16 protein-coding genes are annotated in these 13,527 nt (G+C 64.4%); 5 read left to right on the forward strand and 11 right to left on the reverse strand.

The window, feature by feature from the left end; all coding sequences use genetic code 11:
• Positions 1–386 precede the first annotated feature (386 nt).
• Positions 387–1,364 (forward strand): bile acid:sodium symporter family protein, encoded by a 978-nt coding sequence (locus JIM94_RS03575; RefSeq protein ID WP_248085761.1) that lies wholly within the window; start codon positions 387–389, stop codon positions 1,362–1,364.
• Positions 1,365–1,405: 41 nt separating this feature from the next.
• On the opposite strand, the gene JIM94_RS03580 is transcribed toward JIM94_RS03575, so the two are convergent.
• Genes JIM94_RS03580 through JIM94_RS03595 form a run of 4 tightly spaced genes read right to left on the reverse strand, consistent with a single transcriptional unit; the run spans position 1,406 to position 5,486 of the window.
• A complete protein-coding gene (locus tag JIM94_RS03580; protein WP_200254813.1) occupies positions 1,406–2,569 on the reverse strand; it encodes an aminotransferase class V-fold PLP-dependent enzyme in 1,164 nt (387 codons plus the stop codon).
• Positions 2,566–3,438, reverse strand: coding sequence for a carboxylating nicotinate-nucleotide diphosphorylase (gene nadC, locus JIM94_RS03585; RefSeq protein ID WP_248702987.1), 873 nt, complete (start codon positions 3,436–3,438; stop codon positions 2,566–2,568). The genes JIM94_RS03580 and nadC overlap by 4 nt, the downstream gene beginning before the upstream one ends.
• Positions 3,439–3,440: 2 nt before the next feature.
• A complete protein-coding gene (gene nadA / locus JIM94_RS03590; RefSeq protein ID WP_200254815.1) occupies positions 3,441–4,778 on the reverse strand; it encodes a quinolinate synthase NadA in 1,338 nt (445 codons plus the stop codon).
• A 48-nt stretch (positions 4,779–4,826) separates the two neighbouring features.
• Positions 4,827–5,486: an NrtR DNA-binding winged helix domain-containing protein gene (locus tag JIM94_RS03595; RefSeq protein ID WP_200254817.1), complete on the reverse strand. Its 660-nt coding sequence runs from the start codon at positions 5,484–5,486 to the stop codon at positions 4,827–4,829.
• Between the two features lie 496 nt (positions 5,487–5,982).
• Here JIM94_RS03595 and JIM94_RS03600 point away from each other — a divergent pair, with 496 nt between their 5' ends.
• Positions 5,983–6,219, forward strand: coding sequence for a hypothetical protein (locus JIM94_RS03600; protein WP_200254819.1), 237 nt, complete (start codon positions 5,983–5,985; stop codon positions 6,217–6,219).
• Positions 6,220–6,442: 223 nt separating this feature from the next.
• On the opposite strand, the gene JIM94_RS03605 is transcribed toward JIM94_RS03600, so the two are convergent.
• The 5 genes from JIM94_RS03605 to JIM94_RS03625 form a co-directional block, all read right to left on the reverse strand.
• Entirely contained in the window at positions 6,443–6,886 is a 444-nt protein-coding gene (locus JIM94_RS03605) for a hypothetical protein (protein ID WP_200254821.1), read from the reverse strand.
• Complete coding sequence (locus tag JIM94_RS03610) at positions 6,887–7,474, reverse strand: DUF433 domain-containing protein (protein WP_200254823.1); 588 nt, start codon at positions 7,472–7,474, stop codon at positions 6,887–6,889.
• 974 nt (positions 7,475–8,448) lie between these two features.
• Complete coding sequence (locus JIM94_RS03615; RefSeq protein WP_200255192.1) at positions 8,449–8,682, reverse strand: hypothetical protein; 234 nt, start codon at positions 8,680–8,682, stop codon at positions 8,449–8,451.
• 14 nt (positions 8,683–8,696) lie between these two features.
• The gene (locus JIM94_RS03620; protein WP_248702988.1) at positions 8,697–9,362 is read right to left on the reverse strand and encodes a YceI family protein; all 666 of its coding nucleotides are present in this window, start codon (positions 9,360–9,362) and stop codon (positions 8,697–8,699) included.
• 57 nt (positions 9,363–9,419) lie between these two features.
• Positions 9,420–9,746, reverse strand: a complete 327-nt coding sequence (locus JIM94_RS03625) for a hypothetical protein (protein WP_200255140.1) — start codon at positions 9,744–9,746, stop codon at positions 9,420–9,422.
• A gap of 369 nt (positions 9,747–10,115) precedes the next feature.
• Here JIM94_RS03625 and JIM94_RS03630 point away from each other — a divergent pair, with 369 nt between their 5' ends.
• The 3 genes from JIM94_RS03630 to JIM94_RS03640 all read left to right on the forward strand — a co-directional run bounded on the left by JIM94_RS03630 (position 10,116) and on the right by JIM94_RS03640 (position 11,098).
• Positions 10,116–10,502 (forward strand): RNA polymerase-binding protein RbpA, encoded by a 387-nt coding sequence (locus JIM94_RS03630; RefSeq protein ID WP_200254827.1) that lies wholly within the window; start codon positions 10,116–10,118, stop codon positions 10,500–10,502.
• 102 nt (positions 10,503–10,604) lie between these two features.
• Positions 10,605–10,904, forward strand: a complete 300-nt coding sequence (locus tag JIM94_RS03635; protein WP_200254829.1) for a Rossmann-fold NAD(P)-binding domain-containing protein — start codon at positions 10,605–10,607, stop codon at positions 10,902–10,904.
• A complete protein-coding gene (locus JIM94_RS03640; protein ID WP_200254831.1) occupies positions 10,901–11,098 on the forward strand; it encodes a hypothetical protein in 198 nt (65 codons plus the stop codon). Before JIM94_RS03635 ends, JIM94_RS03640 begins: the two co-directional genes overlap by 4 nt.
• Before the next feature lie 53 nt (positions 11,099–11,151).
• Here the strand turns inward: JIM94_RS03640 and JIM94_RS03645 are convergent, their stop codons facing one another.
• The gene (locus tag JIM94_RS03645; RefSeq protein WP_200254833.1) at positions 11,152–11,946 is read right to left on the reverse strand and encodes a polyprenol monophosphomannose synthase; all 795 of its coding nucleotides are present in this window, start codon (positions 11,944–11,946) and stop codon (positions 11,152–11,154) included.
• 7 nt (positions 11,947–11,953) lie between these two features.
• A complete protein-coding gene (lnt, locus tag JIM94_RS03650; RefSeq protein WP_200254835.1) occupies positions 11,954–13,522 on the reverse strand; it encodes an apolipoprotein N-acyltransferase in 1,569 nt (522 codons plus the stop codon).
• Positions 13,523–13,527: the final 5 nt, after the last annotated feature.

Consider the following 13,527-nt stretch of genomic DNA (forward strand, 5'->3'; position numbering starts at 1 on the left):
CGTAAAACGACAGTGAAATGACAGTGAATGTCACATGGCGCTCTACGTGTCGCATCCGAATAATTAGGCTGACCTTGTTTTTCGCCGTCAGGTGTTGTCGGGTGCGGAAATCTCACCCAATCCCTAATCGTGATACGGGGGTGGGTAGTGGGGGTGATTGGTGTTGGTTCCTGTTTAGCTCGCACCGGACGTTCGGTTACGGTGAACCGGAGTTGCCGGGACCCGTGTCCCACCCCGCCACAGGAAGCCGGCATCCACCGGATACGTCACCACCCCCTGACTCCCCGGATCATCGGAACGCGCCACCGGTACGTGAAAGCCCCGAGAGGCGCCCGTGCCCGTCCCGCCGGACATCGCGGAGAGAACATCAGCGGAAGGAAGAGACCGTGTCCCTGCTCGACAGTCACAGCGCACCACACCCGGAAGAGAAGGTCGACGTCGAGGAACGCTCGGCGACACTGGCGGTCCTCGCTTTTCCCGCCGTCGTCATCATCGGGGCGTTCATCGCCTACCTCACACCCGACGCCTTCACGCCGCTGAAATCGTGGATCTCGCCGGGACTCATGGTCATCATGTTCTGCATGGGGCTCACGCTCACGCTCCCCGACATCGGGACCGTGGTGAAGCGGCCCTGGCCGATCTTCCTCGGCGTCGCCGCACAGTACATCGTCATGCCGCTGTCCGCCGTCGTGGTCGCCAGGGCGCTCAACTTCGGGCCGGAGGTGGCGGTGGGTCTGCTCATGCTCGGATCGGTGCCTGGTGGCACGGCGTCCAACGTCATCGCCTACCTCGCCAAGGGGGATGTCGCCCTCTCCGTCGCGATGACCAGCGTCTCCACGTTGCTCTCACCGATCATGACCCCGATGCTCATGCTCTACCTGGCCGACGCCCAGGCTGACGTCGACGCGGGTGGGATGACCTGGTCACTGGTCAAGACGGTGCTCATCCCGGTCGGTCTCGGACTCGTCCTGAGGGTGTTCTTCGACCGCTTCGTCAACATGATCCTGCCGATCCTGCCGTGGCTGTCCATCGGCACCATCGGGATGGTCCTCATGGTGGTCGTCGCACTGTCCGCCGAGAAACTCGCCGTCGTGGGTCTCGTCGTCCTGCTCGGTGTGATCATCCAGAACCTCCTCGGCTACGTCGTCGGTTACTACGCCCCGAAGCTGCTGGGGCAGAAGACCGCCGCGTGCCGGACCACGGCCATCGAGGTGTCGACCCAGAACTCCGGACTGGCATCCGCCATGGCGACGCAGTTCTTCAGCCCCGAGGCCGCCATCCCCGGTGCCATCGCCGCGATCTGGGCCAATGTCTCCGGAGCGGTCTACGCCGCCGTCGTGCGCCGTATGCCCATCAGGGACTGACCCCCGGAGGGGACACCGCACACCCGTTGAGGGGATCCGGTTCAGGGCCGGTGGAGGAGGCGGACGACCACGTCCTCCAGAGCCCGGGCGGCCGCCGAGAGATCGCCGTCGGTGGTCTCCCCGCCCAGGCTGAACCGGAGTGCGGTGCGGGCGAGATCCTCCCCGACACCCATCGCGAGCAGGACCGGGGAGGGGTCCTGTGACCCGGCGGCGCAGGCGGACCCCGACGAACAGATGATCCCGCGCCGTTCCAGCTCGATCAGCACGGTCTCGCCGTTCACGCCGTCGATCGTGAAAGAGGCGTTGCCGGGCAGTCTCCGGGTCGGGTGGCCCGTCAGTCGTGCCCCGGGAACCGTCGTCAGCACCCGCCGGATGAACCCGTCCCGCAGACGGGTCATCCGTTCGGCCGTCGCGGCGCGTTCCGCCTCCGCGGAAACCAGCGCCGTGGCCAGTGCGACGGCCCCGGCCACATTCTCCGTCCCGGAACGGCGGCTCCGTTGCTGCCCACCGCCGTGAATCAGGGGCTCGAGGGGAATCGAGGAGCGGAGCCACACCAGCCCGATCCCCTTCGGTGCCCCGACCTTGTGTCCGGACAGGGACAGGGCGTCGACACCCGACACCGCCGGCCGGATGTCCAGCTGCCCGGCCGCCTGAACCGCGTCGGTGTGCAGTGCCACGCCACGTCGCCGACACACGGCGGCCAGTGACTGGAGGTCCTGGACCGTTCCCACCTCGTTGTTCGCCGTCTGCACCGACACCAGGACCGTGTCCGGTCGGATGAGCGCCTCCACCTCGTCGGGATCGACGAGTCCCGACCCGTCACAGGTCAGAACCGTGTTCGCCACATCGTGGAACCTGCGGAGGTGTGCGGCGCTCTCGCGCACCGCGCCGTGCTCGAGGGGACCGGTGAGAAGATGAGCCCGTCCCGTTCGATGTCTGTGTCCGAGCGTGATCCCCTTGACCGCGAGGTTGTCGGCCTCCGTGCCCCCGGACGTGAAGACGAGTTCCTCCGGTCGAACACCGAGGGTGTCCGCGATCGCCCGCCTGGCCGCGGTGAGCCCGGCCCGCGCCGACTCGCCGACCCCGTGGTGGCTGGACGGATTGCCGAACTCCCCGGTGAGGAACGGCCACATCGCGCGCACCGCTTCCGGGCGCACCGGCGTGGTGGCGGCGTGATCGAGATAGACCGGTCCCGGATCGCTCACCGACCGTCACCCGGGCGGCGTACGCTCACGTCGAGCCCCAGATCGAGGGACCGGACCCCGTGGGTGAGCGCACCGACGGAGATCACGTCCACCCCGGTCGCCGCGACGTCTCCGACCGTGTCCAGACTGACCTGCCCCGAGGCCTCGACGACCACCGCACCGCCGATGAGGGCCACACCCTCCCGCAGCTGCTCCGGGGTGAAGTTGTCCAGCATGACGGAGTCGACACCTGCCGCGAGGACACCCGGGATCTGGTCGACGCGGTCGACCTCCACCTCGATGTGGGTCGTGTGGGGGAGCCTGGAACGCGCCGTCCGCAGAGCCTCGGTCACCGAGACCCCCTCGGCGAGCAGCACCGCCAGATGGTTGTCCTTGACCATGACCGCATCGGACAACGTGGCCCGGTGGTTGTGGCCGCCGCCGTCCCGGACGGCCTTCTTCTCCAGCAGGCGCAACCCCGGGGTCGTCTTGCGGGTGTCGACGATCCGGGCCCCGGTACCGGCGACGGCGGCCACGTAGCGGGAGGTGAGTGTGGCGATCCCCGACATCCGTTGGACGAGGTTCAGACCGATCCGCTCCGCACGCAGAACCGATCTGGCGGAGCCGGACACCTCCGCGAGAACATCACCGGCGGAGAAGGCGGCGCCGTCCGCCACCCGGACATCGACCTGTGTACCGGGATCGACGCGCAGGAAGGCGGCGGTGAACACCTCGCCGCCCGAGAAAACCCCGTCCTCACGGGCTGTGAGCGCCGCGGTCGCACGGGCGTCGGGCGGGATCAGCGTCTCTGAGGTGAGGTCGCCCCACGGGGCGTCCTCGCTGAGGGCGTCGTCGATGATGCCGTTGATCTGAGCTGTGGTCGGATACACGGTCAGTTCCCCTTTCCGGCAGTCGATCCGGCCATCGGGCGGGGCGCGACGGACAGCATGCGTTCCAGGGCGACAGCCGCCTTCTCGGCGGTGTCCGGGGCGACGGTGATGCGGTTGACGGTGTCACCCCCGACGAGGGACTCGAGCACCCAGGCGAGATATCCCGGATGGATCCGGTACATGGTCGAGCACGGGCAGATCACCGGATCCAGGCAGAAGATGGTGTGCTCGGGGTGCTCGGCGGCCAGCCGCTGAACGAGATTGATCTCGGTGCCGATCGCGAACACCGACCCCGGGGGAGCGGCGTTGATCGCCTTGACGATGAAATCGGTGGAGCCCGCGGAATCCGCGGCGTCGACGACCTCCATCGGGCACTCCGGATGGACGATGACGTGGGCGTCCGGATACTCGGTACGGGCCCGGTCGATCTGGTCGACGGTGAATCGCCGGTGCACCGAGCAGAAGCCGTGCCAGAGCAGGATCCGGGCGTCGAGAAGCTGTTCCCGGGTGTTCCCACCGAGCGGCAGACCGGGGTTCCACAGGGGCATCCGCGTCAGCGGGATTCCCCGGGCACGGCCGGTGTTGCGGCCGAGATGCTGGTCGGGAAAGAACAGGACACGCTGACCGCGCTCGAACGCCCACTCCAGCACCGCGTCAGCGTTGGAGGACGTGCAGACGATGCCGCCGTGCTCACCGACGAACGCCTTCAACGCCGCCGAGGAGTTCATGTAGGTCACGGGGATGACCGGGGCACGACCGTCGCGGTCGGTGATCGATCCGAAGATCTCCCCCAACTGCTCCCAGCAGTCGGTGACCGCATCGAGTTCGGCCATGTCGGCCATGGAGCAGCCGGCGGCGAGATTCGGGAGGATGACCTTCTGATGGGGTGCGGAGACGATGTCCGCGGTCTCCGCCATGAAGTGGACACCGCAGAACACGATGGACTCCGCTGCGGGTCGGGTCCGTGCCGCGTTCGCGAGTTGAAAAGAGTCGCCGACGAAATCGGCGTGCCGCACGATCTCGTCCCGCTGGTAGAAGTGTCCGAGGACGACGACCTTCTCTCCGAGTGCCGCTTTCGCCGCCCGGATTCGCCCGTGGAGTTCCTCGTCCGTGGCCTTCCGGTATTCGGGCGGCAGGCTGCCCTGCCTGGGGGCATCGGATGGAATCGGATCCGACATTGATGCGCCGGGCCCGTATCCGGGGACGGCGTCGAACGCCCAGGGGTCCTCGGTGAGTGAATTCGTGCAGGAGGATCCGGCGCGGGCACCCGCTGTGATCAGCTGCAACGCCCGATCCACGGAGGCTGGTTCGCGCGGGCCGGTTGATTCTTGGGTGGGCATGGTGTCTCTGTCCTCTGGTTGTGCTGTCTTCGGGTGGTCGGTGAGTTGTCACGGGCGGGCTGAACCCGGAGTGCGGTAGCTGTAGAGTTTGGGCGGCCGGTGGGGTGTGCCGGTGAGCACCTGTCCGGTGTCGACGAGATCGGGGGAGGAGGTCATGGAGCGGCGGAAGTTCGCCGGATCCAGGGGGTGTCCGAGGATGGCCTCGTGGACGTGCCGCAGCTCGGTGAGGGTGAACGTGTCGCCGAGGAATGAGCGGGCGATGGTCGAGTACTCGACCTTGGTGCGCAGGCGGTCGAGGGCGTAGTCGACGATCTCCCGGTGATCGAAGGCGAGGTCGGGGAGGTCACCGGCGGGAAACCACCGGACGTTCTCGTGTTCGCCGGCGTGCTGTGCCTCGTCGGTCCGGAGAAGGGCCCAGTAGACGACGGAGATGACCCTGCCGGTGGGGGAGCGGTCCACGTCACCGAACGTGTAGAGCTGTTCGAGATAGCTGGGGCGGAGGCCGGTGGTCTCCGCGAGTGTGCGGGACGCGGCATCCTCCAGCCCCTCGTCGGCGGGGAGCCAACCTCCCGGCAGTGCCCATTGGCCGAGGTGCGGGTCGCGGGTGCGTCTGACGAACGGGGTCCACAGGGATGGTGTGGCCTCGGGCTCCGGGCGAAGCGCGAAGATCACGGTGGATACAGCCAGTCGGGTGTCGGGCGCGGGCACGTTCCTCCTGTCGTCAGTCTTTTGGTCAGAATGACCTTTAGCGGTGTTGATTAGCTTACAGTCAAATCGACCTAAAGGGTGGCGGGGATCGCGGATCGATACAAAAAAGAGCATCATTGGCGGCTCGGTCCTCCGGTTCGGGGCCGGAATCATCTTTTTGACGGGCCGCTCGTGCCGCCGGCCCAGTATGCTCGGGTCTGTGACACCGGCGACGACCCCGACACGCTCGAAGTGCAGGCATAGCCCGAAAGCTGCCTTGCCACCGCCACGCCCTCCGCGAAGCGATCACCACCCGCCTCGATCATGGACATGTCGCCTGAGACTCTCATGCACCTCGCGCCTCATCGCCGCTGAGCTTCCATGTTCGAATTGCCTGATGTCGGGCGGCTGACGGGGTGGGGCACGAGTGGGGAGTGGAATATTTCGGTCATGTTTCCCGATATCTTGACACCATTATAATTTATTCACCTTCTTCGGGAAGAGAAGAAAAAGAACAATGCATGAATTCCTGGGCCTGGACAAAAAGCGGCCCGCAAGGGGAGCGTGGGGTGGCGGTAAATCAAATAGAAAAGTCATCGCCTTGTCCGTGGCAACCGCCTGCGTAACTTTTTTGATTTTTTCATGGCTTTTGTCTGATATGTCGATCGGTCCCAATCTGACAGTGCTGATAATTGCAACGTTGAGCGCGCTAAATCTGGCTCAGGTTCTCACCAATACGGGAGAAGGGCGATAAGACCGACCCCTGAAGGAAATTGCGGCCGCAAGCGCAGCCCGCTGCAGGTACTGACCGGGTAACCGTAGTCGGCGGTTTGTTGCTGGGGTTTCGGTGGACTGTCCGGATTGGGCACGAGAGGCAGTAGGGTGCACTAGTCGTGGGATTAGTGTCGCCGGTTGATGGGTGGAAGTGGTGCGGGCAGGCAGCTGCGGTATGCGCAGCGGGCGGTGTTGGTGAGGGTCTAAAAGCCGGCAATCTGCTGGGGGTAGCCTCGCTCGGAAGCAATTTTCTCTGGCACTTCCTTCAGCAGCAAAGCTGTTGGCTCGAGGGATGACGTGAAGATGTCGATGCCATGGGTCAATGCATGAATCAACCCAGAGGCAGTATGCGCTGACTTTTGCGTGGGACCTTTTACACGATATGGCTGAGGGATGCCGAGCCAGTGCAGGCCGCACTCAGCGCAACGTGTTCGTTCGTCACGTCGATCCGCTCCGACCATCTGAACGATATCGTGAGTAATGATCGCATCGACACCCTGGTCTTTGGCGAGTTCGAATAGGGCGAGATCGTTAAGGTCTGGGGAAAATGGATCCTCCCATGCGGCCACGAATATGTGTTTGGTAAATACCGACTGTACAGCCTTTTGGGCTTTTTTCGGCACATTGGCATCGAAGAGGAATTTCATTTAAACCGCTTCCTCCAAGTCATGCTTAAAGGACTCTGCGTTCAGGACATCCCTCATCGTCAAGAACGGATAATATTCCTTCAGGTCTTCGTCGGTGGTTACTTCCTCTGACCATCCAATCACGGTATCGAAGGGGACCCGAAGATCTCGAATTGTCGGTCGACCCCCCAAGCGATCAGGAGAGATCTTGATGCCGTTGCTAGGTTCCAACAGATGCGGAACGGTGCGCTTTCGAAAGTTGACGAACGATTCATAGATCTTCTCGAGGTTGAACAGCTCCCATTGGCCTGGGTTGTTAACGACATCCATGAATCCGTTCTCGGTCCACAGCTTCACAGACTTGCTGTCAGTGGCAAAGCGGTATTCGGATAAGTGATCAGTAAGGTCGTAGTCTTCCAATGTTTGAAGTGCGAGGCGTATCTTCTGCAGAGACACGGTCGACCGAAGTCGGGCGATCATACGGAGAGCGACCAAATCGCGGAAGGAGTAGAGTTTCGGTCTCGATTGCTGGATTTCCGGGACGAGGATCCCTTCGCGTGCCCAGCGGTTTAACTGCGACTCCGTTGCTCCTGTGAGAAACTGAGTCATCTTCATATCGTAAGCCACTTTGCTCACCCCCTTCATTTTTCAGCATCATCGGTCGCTAGAAATCAACATTGTGTTAACTGTTTTGTCCCCAGCTTATCTAAGCGGATAGGCTTTCGGAACGAGGCGCGCCAATTTTCTCGCAGCGCATCGTCAGCACCCGGCCAATGCGGGTTGACCTGTGAGACTTTAGGTAGCTATATCAAATTGTGATCTGTCACACCCTTCACCTGTCAGAAGCGAGCGCTACGTCCCAGGGGTCCTATTGCCTAACTCACGACCCGGCCCTCAGAGCCTGTCGGTCCTGGCGCCGTCGAGAGCGTCCCAGTGTGACCTACTGAGACTTGATGTGGGGCAGTAGTCTCTACGACCGCACGGATAGCTCTGACCACTCCGGAACGAGGAATGCGGTCCTTGCGGTGGTGCAAGGGTCCATAATCGTGGGATCGCATCGACGAAAATGTCGAGCCGATCTAGGGATCCGTGCGTTGGATTAAGGCGATTGCGGGGCCGATGCATCATTCGCTCGGGACTCGGGGTTTCGTGGAGGACGGTCCGGCCCCTGGGGGGAAGTCTGAAATGACATAATGTACATTATCGGACAATTATTGAACAGGGACGTTTCGCGGGGTCCGCTTGTTCGACCGTGACATCGTGCGGCTGTGCCGTGCCGCCGTGATGGTCCCCGGATCGGCCGCCCACGTCATTTCCCGGTGTGACGCACACACCGACTGTCGACGGAGTCCGCGTCGCCGGCATCCCTCTGGCGCGGAGGCGTCCGGACGGCCCTCTTCAGTCCGGGCGTTCCTCGTGGTGTCGGGAACGGCTGAATCTGCGGGCGCCATCCTCCGGATGCCGTTGGTGTCGGGCCGCTGTCGCCACTCTTATGCCCCCTCGGGACGGGGCCCTGCTGGTTCATCTTCCGTCACGCGTGACGAAAGTGTGGGTGTGTGCGCCCCCCTTGGCGCACGGGGATCCTAGATCTTCTTTCTCTTCTCCGGACTCTTCGCCCGGGCCCCGGACGGGGCGGTCGCCTCGGCGCGGACCCTGTCCCGCGTGTTCCGGGCGCTGCGGAGCTGAAAACCACTGAGGACCAGAAGTACGACGCCGATAGCGGCGAGAACCCACATTCCCGAGTATGCGGTGTACGCGAGGAATCCGACCAGGACGAGGATGCGGAACCACAGCATCGGGATCATACGGTGAGCCATGTGTCGGTTACCTCCTATTTCTCGAAGACGAGACGGATGTTGATCTCGCCCTCCTCGGCGATCGTGGCCGCCACGAACTCGGGTGTGTGGATGTTGTAGTCGGTTCTGTTCACGGTGAGTACACCGGCGACGATCACCCGCTCTCCGGTGCGGAGAATGTCGAGCGTCGGCGTCACATCCCGGGATGTGCCGTGGAGGGTCAGAACCCCCGGAACCTCGACACCGGTCACGGTGCCGTCGTCCGGAAGGGCGGACAGGTCGATCGGCCCCGACACGCGGAACGTCGCCGTCGGGAACTCGTCGGTGTGCAGGATGTTCCGGCGGACGTTGATGTCACGTTTTTCTATGTCCGTTCTGATGGCCGTGGTGTCCGCGACCACCTCACCGGTGGTGAGTGCACCGTCCGTCACATCGAGGAATCCCGTGACCTCATACGTGCTCCCCGAGGTGCTCTTTCGTTCTCCGGGCAGCACCTCGTTGAAGGTGAAACCGACCCCGGTCGTGTTCGCCCCCGAACCCGGGACGAGTTTCCAGTGGCCGTCGACACCGGTTGCCGCCGGAATTGCGTTCTCCGCGTTGATGCCCCCGGTCCGGATACCGGGATCGGTGATGAGCCTGTACACCAGCGGACCGACACTCGCCAGGGATATCACGATGATGGCGACGACGGTCAGAGCCACGAATGGCTTCCTGAGGGTTTCCATGTGTCCTCTTCCGGTGTTCTTTGAAAAGCCGAGTCAGCGAAGATGTTCGGCGCGGCGCGCCAGCGTGACGAGTTCAGTGCACAGGTCCCGGATCTCGGCCGGGGGCGAGTCCTCCTCCGCGGCCGTGGCGATGTCCTCGGCGGCGCAGCGGAGCTCGAACAACAGGTCGGTGAGTTGCTCGGCCTTCTCCGGCCGCATGATGACCGCGTCGGCGGGTATCGACGTACCGGAGACCCGGTTCCTCTGTTCATAGGCGCGCTGCCTGCACGAATGGCTGCAGTACTTGCGTGGCCGCCCGCGCCCCTGTTCGGGGACCGGGGACTGGCACCACCGGCATGTCGCCTGACGCCTGGTGTCCACTTCCTCACTCACTCCCCCAACCTTAGGGCGTCCGTGCCCACGGCATCAACAGACACCCCGGGTGGACCGTCCGTTTGGTGCCGCCTGTCCCGGGAACACGGAGGTATCCGCAGGTGGTCGTCCCGGGTGATCGGGGCTATAGTGGGGTGGATGAACAGGCCCGCCATCGGTTGACCCGGAATTGAGCCGGAATCGAGCAGGAATCGTCCCGGGTGATTCCCGGGTGATGCAGTGGGATCTCGTGCGGTCGCCGATTCTGATTCGTCGATGTCGTGGATTCTCCGCCCATCCGGAACGTCGTTCCGACCGTCCGCGTCCGGCCGGACCTGTTGACACCAGTATTTCGCACAGTAAAGGACTGATACTTCTATGGCAGATCGTGTTCTCCGCGGTAGCCGCATGGGCGCCGTGAGCTACGAGACCGACCGCGACCACGACCTCGCGCCGCGCCAACTGGTGAAGTACCGCACCGATGACGGGGACATCTTCGAGGTCCCCTTCGCCCATGATGCGGAGATTCCCGGCACCTGGATGTGCAAGAACGGACAGATGGGCACCCTCATGGAGGGTGAAGGCGTCGAGGCCAAGCCCACCAAACCGCCGCGCACCCACTGGGACATGCTCCGTGAGCGTCGTACCATCGAGGAACTCGATGAACTCCTCGAGGAACGCATCGAGCTGCTCCGTAAGCGACGCCGTAACGCCGCCCGTCTGCTGAAGCAGCAGCAGGAGGAAGCGAAGAAGAACGGGGCCTGAGACTCCCCGCCCGTCACACCGGAACGGACCGTCACGTCGATCGCCGCTGATCGGATCGTGGCGGTCCGTTTCCGTCAGACCGTGCAGAAAGGTGCCGTCCACATGGACCTCGCCCCGACCCGTGCCCTCGTCATCGGCGGAACGGGAATGCTGCTCCCCTTTTCCCGCGGGCTGGCCGCTGCGGGCGCATCGGTGGTCGTGCCCTCGCGACATCCTGAAAGGTTGAAGCCGACGACGGGATTGATCGGTGTCGAGACATCGTGGCATGATCCGGACATGTACGCGCACAGGTGCCGTTCCGCCCTCGGCGGAACGGTCGATCTACTCGTGATGTGGTGCCACTCCCCCTGGCGACGTGCCGTCGCCGATGCGGTCACCCCCTCCTCACGCGGGAGACCGTGATCATCGAGGTCCTCGGAAGTTCCGGGATCGTCTCATCCGATGCCGTCCGGGCCACCGCAGCATTCGACGACAGCATCCTGTGCGTCCTCGGGAGACACCCGGAGGGCCGTTGGTTGACCCACCGGGAGATCTCGGACGGAGTGTGGGAGGCGGCCCGCAGGCGTGCCGATGTGGTGGTCGGTACCGTCGGCTGAGGCCCACCCCGGTCCGGCGACGCCGCCGTGCGGGGACGCGACGGCGGCGTGAATCAGCTGCGGCGGCGCTGACGCCGACGGAACTCGATCTCCTTCTTCACTTCGTCGATCACAGCGGAGAGCTGTTCCCGACGGTGCGCGATGCCCCACGCGGTGACCTGCGCGAGGGAATCCTTGACGAAACTGCCGTCGAGCTTGGACTCGCCGATCTCACGTTCGGTGAAGGTGATCGGAACCTCGCGGACATCGAAGCCCTCGCGTACGGCACGCCACGCCAGGTCAACCTGGAAGATGTAGCCCGCGTTCGACAGCTCATCGAGATCGAGGGATTCGATGAGTTCACGGCGGTAGGCGCGGTAGCCGGCGGTCATGTCGCTGAGACCCGCTCCGAGGGCCAGGGAGATGTAGATGTTGCCGCCCTTGGAGAGCACCCACCTCTGCTTGGGCCAGTTGACGACCTTCCCGCCTTCGACGTAGCGCGACCCGATGACGAGATCAGCGCCCGCATCGACCTGTTCCAGGAGGAGATGCAGCTGTTCCGGGGCGTGGGAACCATCCGCGTCCATCTCGCACAGCACCCGGTACCCGCGATCGAGGCCCCACCGGAACCCCTCGACGTAGGCTCCGCAGAGACCTCCCTTACCGTTGCGGTGCAGGACATGGATCCGCTCGTCGTTCTCCGCGATCTCGTCGGCGAGCTCCCCGGTACCGTCCGGGCTGGCGTCATCGACGATGAGGATGTCGACCTCGGGGGTCGCGGAACGGACCCGCCCCGTGATCAGGGGGAGATTCTCCCGCTCGTTGTAGGTCGGGATGATGACCAGTGTTGCGTCGCTGGGTTTCGACATGGGTGAGTCATTCTCCTCGGTGTGGCTGGGGCCTGCGTCGGGTACCGGTGGCGCGTCCGCTTCCTTCTTTTCTCGGTTTTCTTTCGCGTCGACCGGTGACGAACCCGGCGAACAGGCATATCCACCCGATTATACCCAGGGTCAGTTCGATCCCGGAACCGTGGCGGGCGGCGAAGGTGAGCCTGTCGCGGAGCGGGAGGGTGTCGGTGAGGACGGCCGGGGTGAATATCCTCGTGCTGGAGGTGACGTGTCCGTCCGGCTGAATGATCGCCGACACCCCCGACGTGGCGGCGACCACCACCGCGCGGTCGAGTTCGAGTGCCCGCATCCGGGACATCGCCAACTGCTGGTAGGTCATGTCGGAGAAACCGAACGTCGCGTTGTTCGTCGGGGTCGTCAGGAGTCGCGCCCCGGCCCTGACAGCTTCTCTCCCCGCAGCATCGAAGGACACCTCGTAGCAGGTCGCCACACCGACGCCGACGGTCTCTCCGGTGGCGGGGACACGGATGTGCACCACGCCGTCGCCGTCGCCGGGCTTGTAGTCACCGGCCCGGTCGACATAGGGGGACAGGGGGCGGAGCAGATCCCGGTACGGCATCCACTCCCCGAACGGCTGGAGATACTTCTTGTGGTGCCACTCCCCTGGCCCCGTAACCGGGTCGAACACGACGACGGTGTTTCGGTCCCCGACATCGTCCCTGGTGAGGGTGCCGACGAGGATGGGGGCACCGGCGGAGTTCACCGCCTCGTCGACGAGTGCACGGGCCGTGGGATCGGCGAAGGGGTTGACGTCGGCCGAGTTCTCGGGCCAGACGACGAGATCGACCGGTTCACCGATGGTCTCCGTGACCCGTGTGTGGTTCGCCAGGACGGCACGACGTTGGGCATTGAAGTCCAGTCCGAGCCTCGGTACGTTTCCCTGGACCGCAGCGACCGTGATACGGCCGGTGTCGGCGCTGTCCCCGGGGGCGGACGCCCACGACCCCGCCGCTGCGACGGCGGGAACCGCCACCAGCGTCAGGGCGGTGGCCCTCCGGCCACGGAGAAGGAGAGCCGCAACCCCGGCGGCGACCATGACGGTGCCGAACGTGACCGACGCCGGTCCCCCCAGCGGCGCCAGGAAACGCAGGGGCCCCTCGATCTGTCCCCAGGCGAGCCGGACCCAGGGAAAACCCCCGAAGGGCCAGGAACTGCGCAGCCACTCCACCGCGACGGTGATGAACGCGTAGAACACCGGACCGACACGCAGCCGGGCGGCCGCGGTCACCCCGAGTCCCGTCACGACCGCGTAGAGCGACTCCGTGACGGCCAGTGCCACGTACGGGAACGTTCCGACGAGTTCACCGATCCACGGGAGCAGCAGCAGGTAGAGGGTCATCGCGTGAGCGAAGGCGAGCAGCACCCCGGTGCGGAGTCGGGGGCCGGAATCCCGTGTCCCCCCGGACCATGGCGCGAGTGCGACATAGAGCAGCGCCATACCGAGAATCCCGGAGAACCACCACCCGAGGGGTTCGTAGGAGGCGTAGACCAGGAGACCGCTACCCGTCGCGAGCAGGAGTCGGAGAAGGAGATTCATGACGG

The organism is Corynebacterium pygosceleis (assembly GCF_016595275.2).
Lineage (GTDB): Bacteria > Actinomycetota > Actinomycetes > Mycobacteriales > Mycobacteriaceae > Corynebacterium > Corynebacterium pygosceleis.

Bases quoted from the DNA above. Each gene is read 5' to 3' on its own strand.
- nadA (WP_200254815.1), bottom strand. From the start codon at position 4,778: ATGCCCACCCAAGAATCAACCGGCCCGCGCGAACCAGCCTCCGTGGAT.
- JIM94_RS03600 (WP_200254819.1), top strand. From the start codon at position 5,983: ATGCATGAATTCCTGGGCCTGGACAAAAAGCGGCCCGCAAGGGGAGCG.
- JIM94_RS03605 (WP_200254821.1), bottom strand. From the start codon at position 6,886: ATGAAATTCCTCTTCGATGCCAATGTGCCGAAAAAAGCCCAAAAGGCT.
- JIM94_RS03610 (WP_200254823.1), bottom strand. From the start codon at position 7,474: ATGACTCAGTTTCTCACAGGAGCAACGGAGTCGCAGTTAAACCGCTGG.
- JIM94_RS03615 (WP_200255192.1), bottom strand. From the start codon at position 8,682: ATGGCTCACCGTATGATCCCGATGCTGTGGTTCCGCATCCTCGTCCTG.
- JIM94_RS03630 (WP_200254827.1), top strand. From the start codon at position 10,116: ATGGCAGATCGTGTTCTCCGCGGTAGCCGCATGGGCGCCGTGAGCTAC.
- JIM94_RS03635 (WP_200254829.1), top strand. From the start codon at position 10,605: ATGGACCTCGCCCCGACCCGTGCCCTCGTCATCGGCGGAACGGGAATG.
- JIM94_RS03645 (WP_200254833.1), bottom strand. From the start codon at position 11,946: ATGTCGAAACCCAGCGACGCAACACTGGTCATCATCCCGACCTACAAC.
- lnt (WP_200254835.1), bottom strand. From the start codon at position 13,522: ATGAATCTCCTTCTCCGACTCCTGCTCGCGACGGGTAGCGGTCTCCTG.